This is a genomic window from Pseudomonas sp. F-14 TE3482, assembly GCF_053629455.1.
The window spans coordinates 3,482,140-3,503,947 of the sequence record NZ_JBRJII010000001.1 but is presented as its reverse complement, the minus strand read 5'-3'; the positions used below and the strand labels follow the sequence as shown (position 1 = coordinate 3,503,947).

General features: G+C 61.2%; 17 protein-coding genes. 13 read left to right on the top strand and 4 right to left on the bottom strand.

The window, feature by feature from the left end:
• Positions 1 to 54: 54 nt before the first annotated feature.
• The 4 genes from AB7M26_RS15780 to AB7M26_RS15765 form a co-directional block, all read right to left on the bottom strand.
• Positions 55 to 1,128: a lipocalin-like domain-containing protein gene (locus AB7M26_RS15780; protein ID WP_123497605.1), complete on the bottom strand. Its 1,074-nt coding sequence runs from the start codon at positions 1,126 to 1,128 to the stop codon at positions 55 to 57.
• Positions 1,118 to 3,589 carry an ABC transporter permease gene (locus AB7M26_RS15775; protein WP_123497809.1) on the bottom strand — a complete coding sequence of 824 codons (2,472 nt, stop codon included), beginning with the start codon at positions 3,587 to 3,589 and terminating at the stop codon, positions 1,118 to 1,120. Before AB7M26_RS15775 ends, AB7M26_RS15780 begins: the two co-directional genes overlap by 11 nt.
• 1 nt (position 3,590) lies before the next feature.
• A complete protein-coding gene (locus AB7M26_RS15770; protein WP_048394989.1) occupies positions 3,591 to 4,259 on the bottom strand; it encodes an ABC transporter ATP-binding protein in 669 nt (222 codons plus the stop codon).
• A gap of 194 nt (positions 4,260 to 4,453) precedes the next feature.
• Positions 4,454 to 6,151, bottom strand: coding sequence for a sulfatase-like hydrolase/transferase (locus tag AB7M26_RS15765; protein ID WP_429385144.1), 1,698 nt, complete (start codon positions 6,149 to 6,151; stop codon positions 4,454 to 4,456).
• Positions 6,152 to 6,531: 380 nt separating this feature from the next.
• On the opposite strand from AB7M26_RS15765, the gene AB7M26_RS15760 reads away from it, so the two are divergent.
• Genes AB7M26_RS15760 through AB7M26_RS15700 form a run of 13 tightly spaced genes read left to right on the top strand, consistent with a single transcriptional unit; the run spans position 6,532 to position 21,764 of the window.
• On the top strand, positions 6,532 to 7,884 hold the full coding sequence (locus AB7M26_RS15760) for a UDP-glucose dehydrogenase family protein (protein WP_429385143.1): 1,353 nt from the start codon (positions 6,532 to 6,534) through the stop codon (positions 7,882 to 7,884).
• Positions 7,881 to 8,939: an NAD-dependent epimerase gene (locus AB7M26_RS15755; protein ID WP_429385141.1), complete on the top strand. Its 1,059-nt coding sequence runs from the start codon at positions 7,881 to 7,883 to the stop codon at positions 8,937 to 8,939. The genes AB7M26_RS15760 and AB7M26_RS15755 overlap by 4 nt, the downstream gene beginning before the upstream one ends.
• A complete protein-coding gene (locus tag AB7M26_RS15750; RefSeq protein WP_008073318.1) occupies positions 8,936 to 9,682 on the top strand; it encodes a sugar transferase in 747 nt (248 codons plus the stop codon). The genes AB7M26_RS15755 and AB7M26_RS15750 overlap by 4 nt, the downstream gene beginning before the upstream one ends.
• Complete coding sequence (locus tag AB7M26_RS15745) at positions 9,683 to 10,327, top strand: CpsD/CapB family tyrosine-protein kinase (protein WP_123497613.1); 645 nt, start codon at positions 9,683 to 9,685, stop codon at positions 10,325 to 10,327. It begins immediately after the preceding gene.
• Between the two features lie 24 nt (positions 10,328 to 10,351).
• Positions 10,352 to 11,374, top strand: a complete 1,023-nt coding sequence (locus AB7M26_RS15740; RefSeq protein ID WP_123497615.1) for a polysaccharide biosynthesis/export family protein — start codon at positions 10,352 to 10,354, stop codon at positions 11,372 to 11,374.
• A 17-nt stretch (positions 11,375 to 11,391) separates the two neighbouring features.
• Positions 11,392 to 12,987 (top strand): GumC family protein, encoded by a 1,596-nt coding sequence (locus tag AB7M26_RS15735; protein ID WP_429385139.1) that lies wholly within the window; start codon positions 11,392 to 11,394, stop codon positions 12,985 to 12,987.
• Between the two features lie 32 nt (positions 12,988 to 13,019).
• Positions 13,020 to 14,075: a glycosyltransferase family 4 protein gene (locus AB7M26_RS15730; RefSeq protein ID WP_429379691.1), complete on the top strand. Its 1,056-nt coding sequence runs from the start codon at positions 13,020 to 13,022 to the stop codon at positions 14,073 to 14,075.
• Positions 14,072 to 15,439, top strand: a complete 1,368-nt coding sequence (locus AB7M26_RS15725; RefSeq protein ID WP_429385138.1) for an O-antigen ligase family protein — start codon at positions 14,072 to 14,074, stop codon at positions 15,437 to 15,439. The genes AB7M26_RS15730 and AB7M26_RS15725 overlap by 4 nt, the downstream gene beginning before the upstream one ends.
• Positions 15,436 to 16,404, top strand: a complete 969-nt coding sequence (locus AB7M26_RS15720) for a glycosyltransferase family 2 protein (RefSeq protein ID WP_429385136.1) — start codon at positions 15,436 to 15,438, stop codon at positions 16,402 to 16,404. Before AB7M26_RS15725 ends, AB7M26_RS15720 begins: the two co-directional genes overlap by 4 nt.
• The gene (locus AB7M26_RS15715) at positions 16,397 to 17,533 is read left to right on the top strand and encodes a glycosyltransferase (RefSeq protein WP_429385134.1); all 1,137 of its coding nucleotides are present in this window, start codon (positions 16,397 to 16,399) and stop codon (positions 17,531 to 17,533) included. Before AB7M26_RS15720 ends, AB7M26_RS15715 begins: the two co-directional genes overlap by 8 nt.
• A 12-nt stretch (positions 17,534 to 17,545) precedes the next feature.
• The gene (locus AB7M26_RS15710) at positions 17,546 to 18,547 is read left to right on the top strand and encodes a polysaccharide deacetylase family protein (protein WP_429385133.1); all 1,002 of its coding nucleotides are present in this window, start codon (positions 17,546 to 17,548) and stop codon (positions 18,545 to 18,547) included.
• Positions 18,544 to 19,848 carry a lipopolysaccharide biosynthesis protein gene (locus AB7M26_RS15705; protein ID WP_063340325.1) on the top strand — a complete coding sequence of 435 codons (1,305 nt, stop codon included), beginning with the start codon at positions 18,544 to 18,546 and terminating at the stop codon, positions 19,846 to 19,848. The genes AB7M26_RS15710 and AB7M26_RS15705 overlap by 4 nt, the downstream gene beginning before the upstream one ends.
• A complete protein-coding gene (locus tag AB7M26_RS15700; protein WP_429385132.1) occupies positions 19,845 to 21,764 on the top strand; it encodes a hypothetical protein in 1,920 nt (639 codons plus the stop codon). Before AB7M26_RS15705 ends, AB7M26_RS15700 begins: the two co-directional genes overlap by 4 nt.
• Positions 21,765 to 21,808: the final 44 nt, after the last annotated feature.

The following is a 21,808-nucleotide window of genomic DNA, read 5'->3' as shown; positions in this document are numbered from 1 at the left end:
CCCATGAATGGGCTTCATTACGTAGGAAAACGGCGTGGCGCCGAGAGTTCCGGATCAGTAGCCGGTCATCTCCAGATACCCCTGCCCGCCATGACTGCCGCTGAGCTGCACCGGTCCTTCCCAATAAGGAATGCGCAAGTCCATCCAGGCCTTGGGGTTGAGGGCGTTGATGGTGATTTCGAGGTGTTTGGCGGGGATTTTGATCGACCAGCTCACAGGCATCGAACGGCCAGCGACATTGGTCTTCTCCTGAGGCGTGAGGCTGATGTCGTCGGCGTGCAATAACTGCGTTTGCCCTTGGGCATCGATCCAGGTGCCGGTGAGGTATGGCGCGCCGTCCTTTTGCCGCATGCGATAGAGCATGACCTGTTCGCCGCTGTCCAGGTGCAGGGAGAACCAGTCCCAACCGGTCTGGTTGGCGGTCAGGGGTTGGCTGCTCCACTCGCGGTCGAGCCAGGCCGGGCCGCTGACGGTGTAGGTTTTGCCATCGATTTCCAGGGTTCCGCTGGCCTGGAAAAACGGCTGGCTGTAGTAGTACGACGCCTGGCCTTGTTCGGATTTCTGGCTGAAGCCTTTGTCGCCCTGAAGCACCAGTGGACGTGTGGAGGTCAGTCGAAGCTGGTAGCTGAAAGCCTTGTCACGGGCGCTGAGTTGCAGGTCCGCTAGCGGATCTTCATCGGTGGCCTGACTACTGAAATGCCAATCGTCGATCCATGCCTTGAACGGCGTCAGGCTTACGCCGGCTTGGCCGACGCCGCCTCGGGCGTAGCGTTCGGCGGCGTGATGTACCGTGGCGGAAGTCACGGCCGCGTGACCCAGCCAGATGGTCTGATTGCCCCAGCCGGGTTGCTCGGGTGTCGCTTTCAAGGCGCTGCGAAACAGTGTCCATTGCGCGCCGAATTCCTGGCCCTGATCGTCTTTGAGGTTGGCGGTGACGTACCACCATTCGATGCGAAAACCATCGTGAGGGCCGTGATCCGCCGGGAAGCTGAATACCCGGCCGGGTATCACCGGGGTAAATGCGGCGGCCTGATGGCCGAGGCCGGCGAAGCCTTTCTCCGGCGCAGGCGTGTTGTCGCATCCGCTCAGCAACGCGGCCAATAACCACAGGCCAACCTTAATCTTCATGAGCAAACGTCCTCAGCAGATCCGCCGGTTGCGTGCGATACAGCGAGTACAACGGCCATGCTGACGCGAGCAATGTTGCAAGCAACGCCAGGCCCATCAACTGCAACAGTTGCAACGGAAACACCCGCAACGGCAAGCGCCAACCGAAGGCCTGAACGTTGATCACCGTGTCCAGGCACCACGCCAACGCGATGCCCAAGGGCAACGCCAGCACCAGCGTCAACACCGCCAGCAACCAGGTTTGCCCTAGGTTCAACAGCATCAATTGGCGACGGGTTACGCCCAAAGCCCACAGCGGCGCAAGTTGCCCAAGGCGGCTCTGGCTCTGGGTCAGCAGGCTGATGAACAGCGCCACGCCCGCGACGCACAGCGTCAGGCTGTTGAGCGCGGCGGTGGCGGCGAAGGTGCGTTCGAACACTTGCGTGGACCAGCCCTTGAGCCGGACCTGATCGACGATACGGCTGTCGTCCAGGGCGAAGCGTGCTTGCAGCGCGGTCAGGAACCCAGGGATCGATGCCGGGTCGATGCGCAGGTTGAAACGGTTGGGCGTCAATTGCGGCCAGCCGCGCAGCAGATGATTAATGTTGACCAGCAGATGCCCCTTGGGATTGCCGTAGTCGGCGTAGATCCCGACGATCCGTGGCGACCATGGGCCATTCGGCGTCGGGATTGTCAGGTGATCACCGAGTCGTACCTTCAACCGCCGGGCCAATTGTTCGCTGAGCATCAGCGCGTCGTCCTTGGCCAGTCGCTCCCAAGGGTTGTCACCCAAGGCTTCCAGCAGCGGCCAGTGCTGACGATAAGTCGGATGGTCGATCACGCCAAAGACGTCCGCCGGCCAGCCCTGCAACTGGATCGATACCTGCCAGTTCGGTAGCACCGCGCTGACGTGGGGTTGTTGTTTGAGCCAGGTGTGCAGTTCTCGAGCCTGGGCGGGATTTTGCGGATTGAGGTACAGCTCGGCGGTCAACCGTTGTTCGAGCCAGTTGCTGAAGGTCTGACGGAAACCGGCGGTCATGCTGCCGGCGCCGATGTTTGCCGCCAGCGCCAACAATAGCGCCATCAAGGCCAGGCTCAGGGCCGGCAGTTGCTGGCGGCAGTCGGCGAGAAACCATTGGCCGAGCACCGAACGACTGCGCCCAAGCACCCAGTTGAGCATGCTGTTCAACACCACCGGCAAGGCCAGTGCGGCGCCAATCAACAACGCGCCCATCAACACGAAGCCGCTGCTCAGGCTGTCGCCGAAGATCAACGCCAATAACGCGATCATCGCCGCCATCGCCGCGACCCACCCCTGGCGCCGCAACCAGCGCGCGTGGGCCAGGTGCCAGGCTTGCGGATTGGCCAGCGCCAGCAACGGCAACCGCGCCGCCCGCAGCAAACTGTTGGCGCCGGCCAGCAAGGCGCCGAACAGGCTCAGGCCGATACCGCTGAACCACCACAGCGGACTGAGGTTCAACTGCCCCGGCACTTCGGCGCCGTACAAGCCGCGCAGGCTGGCGGCCACATCCGGCAACAGCACGCCGGCCAGCAGGTAGCCGCTGACGACGCCGGCGATACCACCGATCAGCGCCAGAGCACCCAGCTCGACGGCCAGGCAGGCAATCAACATGCGGGCACTGACCCCGCAGGCGCGCAGGGTTCTGAGCAAGCTTCGGCGTTGCTCCAGCGCCAGGCCGATCGCCGCGTGAACGATGAACAGGCCGACCACGAACGACAGAAAACCCAAGGCATCGAGGTTCAGGTGGAAGCTCTCGGTCAGGCGCGCGAGGTTGTTTTCTTCGCCGCTGCTTTTGAACTGGAGTTGGCCCTTGAGCTCATCAGGCAGGGTCGCGGTGAAATCCTTGGGCAGTAGCAGCCGTGACAATTGATCGGGCAATTGCAGAATCTGTTGGGCGAAGCCGATGTCCACCAGCAACACACCGGGCGCCATGTCAGTCTGGGCACGCAGCGGCGGCAAGGTGACTCCACTCTGGGCCATCGGGGTTTCACCTTCGTGCAAGCCCAACGCCTGCAAGGTCTGCGGTGAAATCCAGGTGCTGCCCGGCGGGGTGAAAAACTCGACAACCTGCTCGATCGGCAACGCCCGCCCGGCCACTGCGGAACCGGCCGGCAGCGACACCGGCTCAATGCCCATCAACTGCAAGCGCTGCTCTTCATGGCCCTTGAGCGTTACTCGCCCTTGCAACACTGGCGATACCGGCCAACCCGCGCGACGCAGGTCGACAAACACTTGCTGGGAAAACACCCCACCGCCGAGTGCAGTGAGACTGGCTTGCGGTTCGCCGCCGATCAGCTGACTGGCCCGGGCGTAGCTTTCTCGCGCCTGGCTGTTCAGCGCTTGCACGCCGGTCAGCAGGCTGGTGGCGAGCCAGAGCCCGGTCAGCACACTGAAAAATTGCACCGGGTGCTGTCGCCAATGGCTGAGCAGCGCCCGCAGCGTCTCACGAAAAACCCGCACTTCAGCGCTCGTCCGCGCCAGCCAGACGGCCACCGTGCAGCACCACTTTGTCTGCCAGCCGCGCGGCGACCCGTGGGCTGTGAGTGACCATCAACAACGTTGTAGGGCTGTCGTCGAGCAGTTCCAGCAACAACTTCAACACCTCATCACTGGTGGCTTCATCGAGGCTGCCGGTGGGCTCGTCGGCCAGCAGCAGTTTGGGTTGCGATGCCAGGGCGCGACCTAAGGCGACCCGCTGCTGTTGCCCGCCGGACAGTTGCTCCGGATAGCGCCGCAGCAAATCTCCCAACCCAAGACGTTGCACCAGATGCGCCTGCCAACGTGGATCGTGGCGCCCGGCCAGACGTGCCTGAAACGCCAGATTGTCTTCAACGCGCAAACTGCCGATCAGGTTGAACTGCTGGAACACCAGACCGATTTCGGTCCGTCGCCAGTTCGCCAATTGGCTTTCGTTCATCTGCTCCAGCCGATGTTCGCCGCTGCGGATGCTGCCGCGATCGACCTTGTCCAGCCCGGCGATCAGGTGCAGCAAGGTGCTCTTGCCACTGCCCGACTCCCCCATCAGCGCCAGGCTGCTACCGGGTTTCAACGTGAGGTCGACGCCTTGCAATACCGGCAGCGGGCCTTGGGGGGTGGCGTAGCTTTTGAAGACGCCCTGGACGTGAAGCATGAAGGGGAAACTCTTTTGATGAGTGGGGGCCAGAGGTAGAGAGTACACCCGATAATCGTTGGTTGAGCGGTCTGGCGCCTTCGCGGGCAAGCCCGCTCCCACAGTGTCCGTGTCGTACACAAAATCTGTGAACATCACTGAAAGTGTGGGAACGGGCTTGCCCGCGATGAGGCCGGGTCATTCCATCGAAAATCTCACTGCCCCACCGCCACACTCGGCACCACCCGCCCCGGCGTCACAATGCTGTTCAGGTCAATGTGCTTCCACTCCGGCTTGGCCCCCAACCGCGCATTAAACCGATAGTTAAAGGTAAAATCGTCCCCCGTCGGCACACTTAGCGGTTTGCCATACACCGCCTCAATCCCCGCCAGGTCATAACCCATCACCTGCAGTAACGTCGGGAAGATGTTGTAGTGACTGGAGCGATCCTTGTTGGCCGGCAATTGCGCCTGCCAGTCCAGGGTCTGCAAATCGCTGCCCGAAATCACCACCAACGGCACCAACCCCTCCTCCTCCACCGGATCACCACCGCAGTGAGTATTGAGCCCGGGGTTACCGCGCTCATGCAGATCCTGCCCGTGATCCGAGGTGTAGATCAGTAGCGCATGGCTCAAATCCGCCTGAGCAAACACCCGCGCGAAAAACTCGCCGACATTCCACAGCACGGTATTTTTATAGGCGTTGCGGTACAGCAACCAATCATCCGGTTGACCGTTGAAACCATCGCGTGTGCCCGTGTCCACCACTTCGACAAACTGCCCACGGGGCAATGTCGGGCGGTAAGCCATAAAGGCGTCCGGGTACTTGTCGTGCACCGGAAAATGCGCACCGACCTTGTTGATCACTACCAGCTCCGGCTTACCGTCGTTGAGCAGCTCGATCAGCTTGGCCGCCGCGGCCATGTCGCGCTCACGCACGCTGGTGCGGTCGAATTGCACGAAGTCGTCGATGTCCTTTTTCTCGGCAGCGTTCATCAGGTTCTGCAAGTTGCCGCCGGTGCGCTGGGCGTCGATGTAAACGGTGCGCAGCCCGGCTTTTTTGGCGTACTGCCAGATCGACGGCAATGTGCTGTTGATCCGCATGTAGTCGGCGCGGGTGCCACCGTAGCGCAGGGTGACATTGGTGTCGGCGCTGCAATTGGCGATGGACGCCGCGTAGCCATAATTGAAGATGTCCACGCCCGGGCGCGGCTCCTTGAGATTGCTGTGCACACCGAATGGCGTGTTGATGTCCAGGTAGTTGCCGGAAATGCTCTCGTCGATGATCAGCACAATGTCGTGCCCCACCGGCTGATCGACGCGCGACAGGCTCACTGGCTCGCGCGGGCCGACGGTGTTGTGCAGCGCTTCATAGGTGAACAGATTCAGATAGGCCAACGGTGTGTACATGATCGGCAAGCCACGGGCGCCCTCGCCGGCCCGCACGAACAGCACGGTGCTGAGCATCAGCACCCCGAGCACTGGCGCCGCCACCAACAGTGCACCCGGTAATGGCGCTCGTCGCCGCGGCTTGAGCCCGATACCGATCAGCAGCAACAAACCACTGACCATCGCGCTGATGATTGCATCGCGGTACTGGTACGCGGCCTCTTGAATGAACCCACCGGAATACACCAGTGACACAAAACTGCTGTAGGTCATGTAACCGGCAGTCACTTGCGTATAGACGTCGAAGAACACCGCCGAGCCAGACATCACCAACGCGAACAGATGACGGATCAGCGTCTGACGGATGTACGCGGTCATGAACAACGCCACTGTCAGCACGACGAACATTGCGCCATACAGCAGCATCGGAAAACCGATGCCCAGCGCGTCAAGACGATCGAGGTAGTCGTCGTAATTCTTGAGTAGATACAGAACCAGCAGCAGTTCCTTGAGGTAACGGATCATGGTGATTACAGCACCTCCGTGGCCAATGGATTGTCGGCCATTTTCTGACACTAGCACCGAGCCCTCGAAGCGCAAGAAATGCCGGTTTTTTCCCCAAAGCGTCAAAAAAACGTTGCCTCGAATCTGACACACTCAAGCGTCTGTAACCCTTGTGTTTCAAGCCCTACGACCGTTTATCGTTTTCTTAAAACCCTTACAAACCCCTCAAAACCGCGGCAAATCCAGCAGCGGCAAGCACTTGATGGCAAAAAGCCCGTGAAACCGGGGTTTTCCCGGTCGCGTTACCCGTCATTTTGCTGACTCGCTTTCCCACGGCTGGGCTATACCCCTTTTGACAGTCTCATTTCAGTTACATCCACCGTTTTACGAGGCACGCCAATATGGACGTGAGCGTATTTGGTACGGGTTACGTCGGTCTGATACAAGCTGCGGCATTGGCCGATGTCGGACATCGCGTGCTGTGCGTCGACATTGACCTCAACAAGATCAAGCAACTGCAACAAGCCGTGCCCCCGATCAGCGAACCGGGACTGTCCAGCAAACTGGAAGACAACATCAAGGCCGGTCGCCTGCTCTTCTCCACCCAGGCCAGTGACGCGGTCGAACACGCGGAGCTGATTTTCATCGCGGTGGGCACTCCCGCCGATGAAGACGGTTCCGCCGACCTCAGCCATGTGCTGAATGTCGCTCGGCAGATCGCCAGTTTCATGGAGTCCGATCGCACCCTGATCATCAAGTCCACCGTGCCGGTGGGCACCGCGGACCAAGTGGCGAGCGCTGCCAACGAAGAACTGCAACGCCGTGGCAAACAAGCGTTGAACGTGCGGGTGGTGTCCAACCCGGAGTTTCTCAAGGAAGGCAGCGCCTTGGCCGATTGCATGCGCCCGGACCGGATCATTGTCGGCACCAATGACGATGAAGCGCGCAACCAGTTGAGCGAACTCTATGCACCGTTCTGCCGCAACCGCGAAAAGCTCATGTTCATGGACAACCGCAGCGCCGAGCTGACCAAGTACGCCGCCAACGCAATGCTCGCCACCCGCATCAGTTTCATGAACGAACTGGCCAACCTCACCGAGTTGCTGGGAGCCGACATTGAAGCGGTGCGCAAAGGCATCGGCTCGGACCCGCGCATCGGTTACCACTTCATCTACCCCGGCTGTGGCTTCGGCGGCTCGTGCTTTCCTAAAGACCTGCGCGCCCTGCTGCACACCGCCGAACACAACGGCATGTCATTGCGTCTGCTGCGCAGCGTCACCGATGTGAATGACAGCCAACGGCACATCCTCTTCAGCAAACTGCAGGCGCTGTTTCCCGATGGGCTGGGCGGCAAGTCCATCGCGATTTGGGGCCTGGCCTTCAAGCCCAATACCGATGACATGCGCGAAGCGCCCAGCCGTTATCTGATGGAGGCGCTGTGGGCCGAAGGTGCGAGCGTGCAGGCTTACGACCCGGAAGCCATGTCCGAGTGCCGGCGCATTTACGGCTACCGCAATGACCTGCACCTGTGCGCCACCCGCGACGACACCCTGGAAGATGCCGACGCGCTGGTGATCTGCACCGAGTGGAAGAATTTCCGTGTGGTCGATTTCGACCTGCTGGCGAGCAAACTGCGCGCGCGGGTGATCGTCGATGGGCGCAACCTCTACAACCCGGAACACGTGGCGGCGGCCGGTTTGCACTACAGCGGCATCGGGCTCCGGCACATCGCTCCCGAGGCGCCACGGCCATGAAAATACTCGTCACCGGAGCGGCCGGTTTCATTGGCGGCCATTGCGTGTTGCGGCTGTTGCGCGACGGGCATGAGGTATGCGGCCTGGATAATTTCAACGACTTCTACGACCCGCAACTCAAACACGACCGCGTGGATTGGGTGCGCAAGCAAGTCGGCGATTTTCCGCTGGCGAAAGTCGATGTGGCCGACGCCACGGCCCTCGACGCACTGTTTGTCGCTGAACAACCGCAGGTGGTGATTCACCTCGCAGCCCAGGCCGGGGTGCGTTACTCCCTGGAAAATCCCCGGGCCTACGTCGACAGCAATCTGAGCGGGTTTCTGAACATCCTCGAAAGCTGCCGCCACCACCCGGTCAAGCACTTGATCTATGCCTCGTCCAGTTCGGTGTATGGCGCCAATCAGCACACGCCTTATTCGGTCAAGGACAGCGTCGACCATCCGTTGTCGCTGTATGCCGCGACCAAAAAAGCCAATGAGCTGATGGCCCACAGCTACAGCCATCTGTTCGGCATTCCCTGCACCGGTTTGCGTTTTTTCACGGTGTACGGGCCTTGGGGCCGGCCAGACATGTCGCCGATCCAGTTCGCCCGGGCGATTGCCGAAGGCCAGCCGCTGAAGCTGTTCAACTACGGCCAGCACCAGCGTGATTTCACCTACATCGACGACATCATCGAGAGCATCGCCCGTCTGATCGAGCGCGCCCCCCAACCAGCACCGGAGTGGAACCGCGAACAACCTGACCCGGCCAGCAGCATGGCGCCATGGCGCATTTACAACATTGGCGGACAACAGCCAGTGGAGCTCAAGGACTACCTGGCGCTGCTGGAAAAACACCTCGGACAAAAAGCCCTCGTCGAGTTGCTGCCCCTGCAGCCGGGCGACGTGCTCAACACCTGCGCCGATGCCAGCGATCTGGCCCAGGCCACCGGTTTCCAGCCACGGATCGAGCTGGATGAAGGACTCGGACGATTCATCGCCTGGTTCCGTGACTACTACCCACTGCGCAACGCCCACTCGCCACTCGCGAAAGGGCTTCAGCGGAGGACTCTATGACTGGACATGAAAAAGGCGTGTTGCTCAATCACATGCTGCGTGACAAACGCCTGGACCCCGAACACCGAATGCGCCTGGACACGGCGATCCACATGCAGGGCCGCGGCTGGATGACCGGCCGTGACGGTGGTCGGCCCTGGACGCTGTCGCGAACCAACCGAGTGGTTGCATGCCTTGGTGCGCTGGTGATTCTGCTGCTGCTGTCCCCTGTGCTGCTGGGCCTGGCGCTGGTGATCAAGTTCAGCAGCCCGGGGCCGGTGATGTTCGTGCAGAAGCGCACCGGTTACCGCGGCCGCCTGTTCGGCATGTACAAGTTCCGCACCATGGTGACCAACGCCGAAGAGCTCAAGGAATCCTTGCGGCATCTGAACAAGCACGGCGCCGATGCCATCGATTTCAAGATCGACAACGACCCGCGGATTACCCCTATCGGTAGCTTCCTGCGGCGCAGCAGCCTTGATGAGTTGCCCAACCTGATCAATGTGGTCAGCGGCGACATGCGTTTGGTTGGTCCCCGACCGACCTCGTTCAACGCTTATCGCTACAAAGACAGCCACCTTGCACGCCTGAGCATCTACCCCGGCATGACCGGCCTGTGGCAGATATCCGGGCGCAGCAATATCGACTTCGACCAGCGCGTTGAGTTGGACCTCAGCTATATCGCCGAGCAGAGCCTCTTGCTTGATCTGAAGATCCTGTTGAAAACCCCCTTCAAAGTATTCAGCGGCCACGGAGCGAGTTAAATGGACGGTTCATCGAATAAAAGCCTGACCATCGCCAGCCCGAGCGAGTCCAACCTGACCTCGACCGTGCTCGACCTGGATCTGCGGATCCTCTTCCTGACCGCTGCCAATCCAGGCGCCGGCACCACCACCAGCGCCCTGGCGCTGGCCAGCCAACTGGCGTCAATGAGCAGCGGCCAAGTGCTGCTGGTCGACGCCAGCCAGTCGGAGGGCAACCTCACGCAACAGCTGGGGCTGACCAAAGAACGCGGCTTTCGCGACCTGCTGTTCAACGCCTCGCCGCCACTGTTGCAGGACTGCCTGGTGAACGTCTCCAGCCTGCCCTTCCACATCCTGCCGAACGGGCGGCACATCCGCGGCGCCGAGCACCTGACGACTGAACAGCTGGCCCCGTTGCTCAACCAGTTGGGCGATCGCTATCGCTTCGTGGTGATCGACGGCGACGCGGTGTATTCGGCCGCCGACACGTTGGTCATCAGCACCTTGGTGGACGGCGTGATCATGGTGGTGCGTGCCGAAGACACGCGCTGGGAGGTGGCCCAGGCCGCAGTCCAGCGCCTGACTCAGGCGGGCGCAAAACTGGTGGGCAGCGTCTTCAACCGGCGCAAGTACTACATGCCCAAATGGCTCTACAAAAACCTGTAAGCAACCGCAGAAAAGGATGACGCCATGAACGCCAAAATGCTTCTCCTGCTGTTGCTGCCGCTTGCAGGTTGCTCCAGCACCAGTGAAACCCAACAGATGCCGGTGCAGATCCTCACGGCCGAGCCGGCCAATGCCCAGGCCACCGACATGCCCAAGGTCGAACAGACCCTGCGGCCCAAGGACGTGCTGGATGTGATCTTTCACATCAGCACCAGTAGCTCGGGCGCTTACCGCATTCAGTCCGGTGACCAGGTCGCCCTGAACTTCACCGCGGCCAGCCAGCTCAATGGCACCCAACGGGTACTGCCCGACGGCACCATCGAACTGCCGGGGGCCAATACCTCGGTGAAAATCGCCGGGTTGACAGCTGTCGAAGCACGGCAGGAGATCCAGCGTGCCTATGAGCGCAAATCTCTTTTTCAGCCCAATCGCAATCAGGTGACGGTGCTGGTGACCAGCCCGCTGAGCGACGAGCAAAACCTCAAGAGCAACCTGAACCACCCCGCTACCGGCATGAGCCGGGAGATCGTTGTGGGCAACGACGGATATGCGAGTTTCCCGGAAATCGGCTCCGTGCCGCTGCAAGGCATGACGGTCAATCAACTGGAAACGTTCCTCAATCAACGCTACGCGCAATTGCCGGGGCGGATGAAAGTCGACGTCATGCTCAAATCCACGTCGGGTAACGAAATCTATGTGCTGGGTGAAGTCGCGCAACCGGGCTCCTACCCGATTCGCCGACCGGTCTCGGTGCTCGAAGCCTTGACCTTGGCCCGTGGCACTAACGTCAAGGCGCGGCTCGATTCGGTAGTGATCATGCGCCGCACCGGCAACCATGTGCAGGCCGTGCACTACGACGTCGAAAAAGCCTTGTCCGGTGATGCGTCGCAGATTGCTTACCTGCAACCGGACGACATGCTCTACGTGCCCAAGACCAAACTGGCCAGCGCCGGTGAGCTCGCGCGGCAACTGGCGGACGTGGTGTTGTTCCAGGGGGTGGGCTTCGGATTCGCCTACCGCGTCGACAACAAAGACAGCGACAACTAACGCTCAGGTGACCGACCATGAACCCAAAGGAAAACTACCTGCATGAGTTCTTCAGGATTTTCTTCGCCAACAAGCAGTTGGTGAAACGCGTCTTCCTGATCTTTGCAGTGATCGCCCTGATCTTGCCGCTGATGCTCAAACAGAGCTTCGACATCACCGCGCAGGTGATCGTGCAATCCAAAAAACTCTCCCAGGGAGACGCCACCACGTCCCTGACCCAAGGTGATGCCTCATTCATTCCGCCGTCACTGGCGGACATGGAAACCGAGAGCAATATCCTGCGTTCCCCGGCCCTGATCCGTCAGACCATCAGCGACCTGCGGGACAAAGGCGAGTACGCGCCCAACCCCGGGATCTTCAGCAAACTGGTGACCGAACCGATCAAGCGTTTTGTGACCACCCCCTTGCGTGAATACGTGGTCAATCCGGTGCGCGATGCATTCGGGCTTGAGACCGATCCGGTTCGGGACACCGCCCTGGATACCTACACCCAAGAGGCCGTCGATAACCTGAAAATCGAAACCCTGCCGGGTTCCAACGTGATCTCCATTGTCTACAGCTTTGGCGATCCCGCCCAGGGCACCCGGTTTGTCGCGGCGCTGCTGCAAAACTACCTGGCCAGCCGTCAGGAGCTGCAATCGATCGACCTGCCGCAGAGCTTCTACGAAACCAAGAAGAAGCAGTATCAGGTGCGTCTCGATGGCCTGGAAGGCACGCGGCTGGCGTTGCTCGAAGGCGTGGCTTCATCCGATCCGAAAGAAGAAATCACCTTTCGCCTCAATGCCATCAACACCGAGGAACAGGCCCTGAACCTGTATCAGGATCGCCTGTTGCAAAGCCAGCGCTGGCTCGACTACCTGAAAACCGCCCTGACGTCTGCCACCAATACGTCCCGGCTCAGCGAGTACACCTTCCCCTTCACCTTCACCACCACCGTGGACAACATTGCTTTCGAAGACCGCGAGATCAGGCAGCTCGGTGAGCAACTGACCACTCTGGTCAGCCGCTACATGAACGACCTGGCGGTCTTCCAGCCGGGCAGTGAACCCATGCTGTTGACCCGCGAGCAGATTTCCCGCACCCGTCAGCAGTTCCTGAAAATCGTCAGCAACCGGATTCAGGAGCGCACCAACGACCTGGCGATTGTCACCTCGGTGATCAAGCAGAAAACCGCACGCATCGCCGACTTCAAGGAGCGCATCCATCAGTTGCAAGTGGCTCAAAGCAAACTGGCGCAAATGGACACCGAGATCAATGCCCTGCACGCAGCGTTCTCCACCTATGCCCAACGCTTTGCCGAAAGCAGCACCGCCGGTTTGCTGGACAACGATATGTCCAACGCCCGGGTACTCAGCCCGCCGTACGAACCGGCCGATGCGGCATTTCCCAAGCCGATGCTGATCATTCCGTTCGGGATGCTGACCGGTCTGCTGCTGGCGATTGCCTTCGTCTACGTGCGTGAGTTCTTCGATCACCGCTTCAAACACCCAGCGCAAATTACCCATGAACTGGGCTTGCCGGTGCTGTTGGTGATCAACGAGCAAGACGTTATGCCGACCAACCCGCACAAAAACTGGACCGTGGATAGCTTCGTGCATTGGGTGCGCCATTGAACGGGCCGCTCAGCGCCAGCGCTCTGCCGATCATGCATTTGATCAGCAGCGGCGGCTTCTATGGGGCTGAGCGGATGCTGCTGGACCATTGCCTGGCGACGCCGGGGCAGCACCAAGTGCTGTTTCTCGATGCGCCGCCAGCGCTGATCGCGCGATTTCGCGGGGCTGGGGTCGACTGCCGTAGCTTCACGGGTTTGAGGGAATTGCTGCGTCATTTACGTCAGCGGCGAGCTGAACAGCCGCTGATCAACACGCACAATTTCAAGGGGCTGTTATTTGGCTGGGTGGCCGCCACGTTGTTGGACTTACCGCTGGTGATTACGCAACACGGTTTCACCCCGCGCAGTCGCAAGCAACGCGTTTATGGCTGGCTGAGTTTGCAATTGTGTCGCACGGCGTCGGTGCACCGCGTGGTTTGCGTGGCCGAAAGCATCGCCGTGCTGCACCGCAAGGCTTGTGTCCGGACGGAGAAACTGCAAGTGATTCCCAATGGTCTGCCAAAGGCCTGCGGCCTGCTACCTCACACTGCCACACACCCGCGCTGGCTGGCGGGTTACGTCGGTCGGCTGAGCAATGAGAAAGGCCCGGACCTGTTTCTCGATGCCCTGATTCCGCTCTGTCAGCAACACCCGCAACTGGACGCCGTGATGCTCGGCGACGGCCCGGAACAGAAAACCTTGCTGGCGCGGATTGCCGCTGCCGGCTTGCACAAACGCATCACCTTGCCGGGGTATCAGACCGACATGAACCGGTGGTGGCAGCAACTCGATGCGCTGGTGATCAGCTCGCGTACCGAGGGCACGCCGATGATTTTGCTGGAGGCCATGCAGGCCGGAGTGCCGGTGGTGGCGTTCAGCGTCGGCGGGATTCCCGATGTGCTGGAGGACCGGCACAACGGCCTGCTGGCGACACCCACCGACAGCGCCGCCCTCGCCCGGCAGATCGACACGCTGCTGAGTGAACCAGCCCTGGCTCGCGAATTGATCGACAACGCAAGACGTACGCAATTGGACCGTTACGACCTGAAGGCCTTGGCCGAACGCTGGTCGCAGCTTTATATCCGTACTGCACGGGAGGCACGCGCGTGATCTTTCCGCTCTCGATCGTCAGTCTGCTCGCCCTGGTCTGCCTTGGTTTGCTGGCCAGCCCTTATCCCTATCTGGCGCCAGGCGCAGTACTGGGCCTGGTGGCTATCGCGGTGCTGTACCGAAAACCTGCCTGGGGTTTGTTGGGCATCGCGGCGCTGGTGCCGTTCGAAGGTTTCTTCAAGGGCAGCGCGCTATCGGGCACCAAATTCATCGGTGCGTCACTGGCGCTGATCGTGATGTTGCAACTGGCTATCCACCAGATTCCGTCCGAGCGCCTGCGCAGCAACATCTGGCGCTTCCTTATCTGGTTCATGGTGTTGTACGGGTTGAGCATGATCAATACCGATAACCTGGACATGTCCCAGAGTCATCTGCGGGATCTGAGCGTCGGCCTGGTTCTGTTTGTGATCACCTTGCTGATCGGCCGTGAGTTGAACCTCGATATGTTCGCCCGGTTGGTGACCCTCAGCGTCAGCGCGACCAGCGCGCTGGCCATGTTCTCCACCAAGTATCAGGACCAGGGCCGCGCCTCCGGACTGCTGGAAGACCCGAACTCCTTTGCCCTGCTGATTGCCTTCGCCGTGCCATTGGCGCTGCTGCTGGTGATCCGCGGCCCGAACCTGTTGCACCGACTGTTCTGGGGCGGCTGCTGCATTTTGCTGCTGGGCGGCATGACCAAGACCGATTCCCGTTCCGGGCTGGTGGTGCTTTTTCTCAGCTTGATGATCGGCGCCTGGCACTACCGTGCACAGCTGCCGCGCATCCGTCCGCGTCACTTGGGTTTTGCCATGCTTGGCCTTGCGATCGTCATCCCGCTGGCGATTTACTCGATGCCGGCCGGTTACATCGCGCGCATCCAGTCCTTGAGCATCTTGAAGGCCGGTGCCAAGAGCCAGGACGAATCCCTCGGCCGTCGCGCGTCGTACATCGTGGTCGGCAGCCAGATCATCCAGGAGCACCCGTTACTCGGTTCCGGCCCCGGCACCTTCCCGCTGCACTACGCCACCACCGGTTACGCCAAGGTGTTTTCCGCCAACCGCAAGCCTGCCGACCTGTACCGCCGCGCGCACAATACTTACCTGGAAATCTTCAGCGAAGTGGGGATTCCCGCCGGCCTGTTGTTCGTCGGCATGCTGGGCCTGGGGATGTACAACCTGGTCCGCGCCCGTCACGCCTGGATGCTGCGACGAAATTGGGAACAGGCCGACCTGATCACGCACCTGAGCATGAGCTATGTGTCGTTGCTGCTGTTCTTGATGTTCCTCAGCGCACCGAATCACAAATACCTGTGGATCATGCTCGCGCTGACGTTCGTGTTGCGCTTGAAGGCTGAAGAACGTCCGCCGACGGAGGCCAGCGCATGAGCCGCATCAGCCTCGTCATCCCGATGTACAACGAGGCCCGACACATCGGCCGTACATTGCTTGCCGCGAAAAAGGCCGTCGAGGCTGCCAGGCTGGAATGCGAGTTAATTGTGGTCGATAACGGCTCCGACGATCAGGGACCACACATCGCTCGCCAGTTCGGTGCGCAGGTGCTGGTGCTGCCCGGCTTGCTGATCGGCGCCCTGCGCAATCGCGGGGCGGCGGTGGCGACAGGTGAATGGCTAGGCTTCATCGATGCCGATATCGAGATGCCCGAGGATTGGTTGACGCGGCTTTTCGAACTCGAGTCCGGCGGCCAGGCCGATGTGCTTGCCCTGGACTTGCACACTCCTGTCGAAGCGCCGTGGTTTGCCACGGCCTGGCAACGCCGCATGGCCCGCCCGACCACTCACGCCTTGCACCCGGTGCAATGGCTGCCCAGCGCCAACCTGCTGATGCGCCGCACCTGGTTCGACGAGGTCGGCGGCTTCGACGAAACCCTGCGCACCGGCGAAGACAAGGCGTTCACCTTGCGTCTGAGTGAAGCCGGCGCGCGATTGCTCGCGGTCAATCAAAGCGTCGCCTTACATTGGGGTTTCGAAGGCAGTTGGCGTGAATGGATGGGCAAGGAGTTGTGGCGCCAGGGCAGTCACTTGCAACTGCTGCGCACCCAAGGGATGAGCCTGCGCTTGCTGCGATTCCCGGCCTTTTCGATGGGCGTCTGGGCACTGGATTTCATCGCTCTGTCGGCCCTGCTCAATGGTTTCCCCAAAGCGACGTTGTTCATCGTATTCATCACCAGCCTGCCAGCGCTGGTGCTGAGCCTGCGCCAAAGCCTGAAACACCATGACATAGGCCTGATGCTGCAACTGTGGGGCCTGCACTGGGTGCGCCTGCACCTGGCCGGTGCCGCGCTCATTTTGAGCCTGTGTCATTGGAATGCCAGGAGGCCGGCCCGTGGCTGAATTCATTTTCTGGTTGTGCCTGTTATTGCCGGTGTATGCCTGGCTGGGCTATCCGCTGCTGCTGACACTGATCGCGCCGTTGTTCCGCGCGCGGCGTCATGCGCCAGCCCCCCCCATGAATGTCAGCATCATCATCGCCGCGCACAACGAAGCCCGGCATATCGAAGAGAAATTGCGCATCCTGCTCGCCCAGGATTATCAGGCGCGCTCGCTACAGATCATTCTGGCCAGCGACGGCTCCACCGACGACACCGTGGCCTGCGCCCACAAGGTCATTGACCCGCGCATCAGCGTGCTCGACCTGCCTCGTCAGGGTAAGGCAGCCACCTTGAATGCTTCCGTAGCCCTGAGCACGGGCGAGATTCTGGTGTTCACCGATGCCGACAACCAATGGTCGACCGACACCCTCGGCCAGTTGCTCGCACCCCTGGCCGATCCACAGGTCGGGGCCTGTGCCGGGCACATGCTGATCCCGGTGCCGGGCAAGGGCCTGAGCCTGGGCGACAGCCTTTATCGGCATTACGAAGGCTGGTTGCGCAAGGTGGAAAATCGCACCGGCTGCATGGTCTCCGCCGACGGCGCCCTGCTCGCCCTGCGCCGCGAGTTGTTCCAGCACGTGCCGGCGGAGGTCAACGATGACTTCTTTATCAGTACCTGCGCACCGGTGGCGTTCAAACGCATCGTCTATGTGCCCCAAGCACAAGTGAGCGACCAGGGCGTCGACGGAATCGCCAAACAGTGGCGCCGTCGCCAGCGCGTCACCGTCGGCGGTCTGCAAAGCCTGGCCCAGCGCCGGGAGCTGCTGAACCCTTGGCGGTATGGCCTGTATGCGATTGCACTGATCAGCCACAAGCTGATTCGACGCCTGGCACCGATCCTGTTGGTGCCGTTGCTGCTGAGCAATGTCTGGCTGTGGAATGTTCATGGCTTCTATCGCCTGAGCCTGATCGCGCAACTGCTCGGTTACGCGATGGCTATCGTCGGCCTGCTGGATGTGCAACACCGTTTGCCCAAACCCTTTCGCCTCGCCGCGTTTGTTCTGGTGACCCTGGCCGGGATGAGTATCGGTCTGTGGCAGTTCTTGCGCGGCCAGCGGTACGCGCAATGGAACCCCGAGCAAAATCGTTGAAAGGACCGTGCCATGGCGATCAAACAATTATTAAAACGCACCAGTGGCTGGCTTTATCTCAACTCGCCCGTAGGCCGTCATCAACTGCACGGTGCCGGGGTGATCCTGATGCTGCATCGGGTGCTGGCCAATGACCGCGCCGCCGACCTGCCCCATCGCAATGAACTGTGCGTCGGGCCGAAGGCATTCGAACATCTGCTCGCCTGGTTGAAAAAGAACTTCGACTGCGTGCCTCTGATGGAGATCTTGCAACCGGGCGCCATCAGGACCGGACGACCAAAAATCGCGCTGACCTTCGACGACGGCTGGCGCGACAACGCGCTGAATGCCTTCCCGTTGCTGAAAAAGTATCAGGTGCCGGCGAGCATTTTTCTCTCCACCGATTTCATCGGCAGCCGACAACGCTTCTGGTGGGAAAGCCTGGGAGAAACCCTGTGGCACAGCCACGGTGAAAAAGCCCGGACGCATTTGATTGAATGCCTGCAACAGATCGGGCGACCGTTACCGGTGCTGCTCGATGATCTGGATGTGCAGCGCCGAAGCCTGGCGCTTTTGCACTTTTTGCACAGCCTGAAAAACTTGCCATCGGGCGAACTGAATCGGCTCAGCGATCAATGCCCTGAAGAGTCGTTGCCCCAGGCCCTGGACTGGCATCAGGTACGCGCGCTGGAAGCCAGCGGATTGATCCGCTTCGGTCCGCACGGCGCCAGCCACGCAATTCTCACCGACCTGGACGATCAACGTCTGGATGAAGAACTGAGCCGCAGCCGCAATGCCCTGCACAACGGTTGCAACCGGCCACTGCCGGTCTACTGCTACCCCAATGGCAACCATGATGCGCGGGTGCGCGAACACGTGGCGGATCATGACTTCCCGTTTGCCCTGGGCACCGACCTCGGGATTTATCGGGGTATCAGCGATCCATTGGCCTTGCCGCGAATCGGCATCAGCCATCGCACGGCGCGCAATCCGGAGTTGCTGTCCTGGCGCATCTATCGCGGAGCCAGGCCATGAGTCGCAGTCATTACCTCAAACACCTGGCCCTGAGCATGGGCACCAAACTGGCGATGATCGGCCTGCGGCTGCTGCGCAATGTATTACTGGCGCGGATTCTGGGGCCCAGCGAGCGCGGTCTGTTTGCGTTGCTCAGTACCCTGCCCGATTTGATCAGCGCCGCCACCAGCGGCGGGCTGAATTCGGCGGTGGGGTATCAGGCGGCCAAGCAACGGCCCATGGGATTGTTGTTGAGCCAGGTGCTGGTGTTCGGTTGCCTGCTGGCGGGTTTGCTGACATTGCTGGTGGTGGCGCTGGTGCGCGAGTTCGGTGGTGAACTCGACATCACCACGCAACTGGGATTGCTCGCCTGGCTGTTGCTGCTGGCGGTGCCGCTGACCGTCCTCAAGAGCGGCCTGCTGACCTTGCACAATGCGTCGGGCGGTGTGGTGGCGTTCAATGCCTTGCGGCTGGTGGAATCCCTGGCGCCACTGCTGCTGTTTCTGGCCTTGTTCTGGATGTGGAAAGACGCAGCCCTGGAGGCGGCGCTGATCAGTTGGCTGGCCGGCCTCAGCCTGGTGGTGCTGGCCGGGTGGTTCTGGCTCAAGCGCGCTCAGCCCTTGAAGTTGCAGTGGGACCGTGCCAGCCAGAATGAACTGCTGCGCTACAGCGCTCGCAGCCATCCGGACCTGTTGTTCCAGCAAGTGATTCTGCGCTCCGATTACCTGTTCATCGGCGCCCTGCTCGGCAGCACCGCGTTGGGGCATTACGCCATGGCCAGCGCCGCTGCCGAGTTGCTGCTGATCGTCCCGGAGGCGGTGACCACGCCGCTGATGAAACGCCTGCTGCAACAGGACGAAGGCATGGATCGCCTGACGCCGTTGGCCCTGCGCCTGACCGCCACGGTGATGCTCGGCGCCTGCCTGACCATGGCGGTGATCGGTGAATGGCTGATCGTCACGCTGTTCGGCATTGCCTATCAGCCAGCCTACCCGGCGTTGCTGGCGCTGCTGCCGGGGCTGCTCGGCCTTTGCTATGCGAGCATCTTGCGCCTGGACTTGCTGGGCAAAAATCGCCCCGGCACGATTTCGCTGTTGATGGGCCTCGGCGCGTTGCTGAACCTGGCCCTGAACCTGTTGTTGATCCCGATTTACGGCATCGTCGGCGCTGCGACGGCATCGTCCATCGCCTACCTGGCGGTCACCCTCGCGCTGCTGGTGATGTATTGCCGGTTGAGTGGCGTACCGGTCTGGCAAACCCTGATCATCCTGCCCAGCGATGTGGCTCCGATGCTTCAGATGCTGCAACGGAAATCGGCATGAAACGCCTCATGCTGCTGTTGAGCCTGAGCCTCGGTTTGAGCGCCCAGGCGGCGCCCATGCGCTGGGCTGATATTCGCGACGGCAGCCTGTACCTGCAAACGGATCGCCCCGACACGCTGACTGTTCGCTGGGCTCCGGCGTGGCAGGCCGATGCCAACGAAGAACGCCTGTACCTGCTCGACGGCAACGGTAACCTCAAGGGCGAGCGCCTGATCGCCGCCAGTGAAACCCGAGGCAAGCACAGTTGGCCACTGGCGCCGAGTGCCGCCAGTTATCGACTGGAAATCCCGGGCTACAGTTTCCGCCGCTACACGATCGAACACGATGAACGCACAGTGGCGTTGTTCGCCCCCGCCAAGGTGCATTTCAGCGCCGAAACCCGCGGCGGCGATGAGCTGTATTTCAAGGTCGCACCCGGGGAACACGCCGTACTGGCCGGCAAGTTTCACGGTGGGATCAACGCCCTGCAGGCCCAGCGCGTGAGCGACAACAAACAGCTGTCGCTGGCACTGAAACCCCATCGCGCCTATTGGCAGTTCGATCAGGTGGCATTGCCCGTCACTCAGGACGAACAGGTCTGGCGCCTGCGCCTGCAAGGCAGCGGCAAGGTCGCGTTCTGGCTCGATGGCACGGCAAATCTGTTTGCCCAGAAACCGCAGCAGCTCAAACCGCTGCGCGAGGACGATGGCCAGACCCGCTTGACCCTGCACAAAGAAATGCTCGGCCCGACCCCGAACCTGGGCATTTACTTGCCCTACGTGCTGCCCCCTCAATCCAGTTTCGCAGCGCTCGACGCCCTCAGGCCCCAGGCGGGCACCTATTACAGTTTCGTTGACGTCACCGCGCAAAATCCGCACCACGAAGATGCGTTCCGCCAGCTCTATCAGAACCGCTTCGGCATCACCCAGGACCTCACGCTGTTGGCCGGCAGCCAGCGCCAGGCGGATTTGCGCGCCGACACTCAAAGCAACGCCGGCCTCGATGCCTGGCTCGCCGCCACTCGCGCCCTTGGCGGTACCGGTACGCACTACATCGCGTTCGCCGACGAGCCGAACCTCAACTACTCGAGCTACGCCGACTACCAGTCGATTTTCAACAGCATGGCCCGGCAGGTACGCAGCGATCCGGCCAACGCCAAGGCGGGTGTGCGCATCGCCATGCCCGCCACATCGCGCTTCGTCAACGGCCCGTTCGCCGACAACGCCGTCGACAAGCGCGGTATCGATTGGGCGCGGCGCCTGCTGGCCGAATCCGGTGAGCAGATCGACGCCCTCGCCTGGCACGAATGGATGATTCGCGACCTGCTGGCCACTCGGGTCTACCGCGACAGCGTACGCCGTGCCGCCGAGCTGGTGGGCCTCGATGCCAAGGGCCGGCCACGCAAGGCCTTGCTGCTGGATCAGACCAACCTGTCCAGCGGTTCAAGCCTGAGCCCCTATGATCAGGAAACCCACTTTGCTTCGCTGTGGTGGACTTCGGTGGTCATCAACTCGGCGCAGGATGGGTTGCTGGACATGCTCAACTGGTTCCAGGCCGCCGACGAGCCGACCTACCCCAAAGGCATGGTGCGGGTGCTGGGCGGCGATCGTTTCGAACTCAAGCCGGTGGGCCTGGCCCAGCAATTCATTCAGCAGCACTGGCTGAAAAACGTCATGCGCCTGGACAACGACGCCTTCGAAGTCGATGTATTGGCGATGGCCACCGAGCGCCAGCGCAGCCTGTTAGGGGTCAATAAAGGGGGACGCTTGCAGCGTGTCGATCTGGCCGGGGCGACGTGCCCGCTGGCCAAGGGAGCGTTGGTGTACTTCGGTGCCGACAACCGCAGTCGTAGCGCTCAGTTCACCTGTCACGACGGTCGCGTCAGCTTCGACCTGCCGGGCGAAACCCTGTTCGCCTTGAGCTGGAGTGCCTCATGAACGCCGCCAACTTGCATCACCACGACCGTGCCGCTCTCGACCGC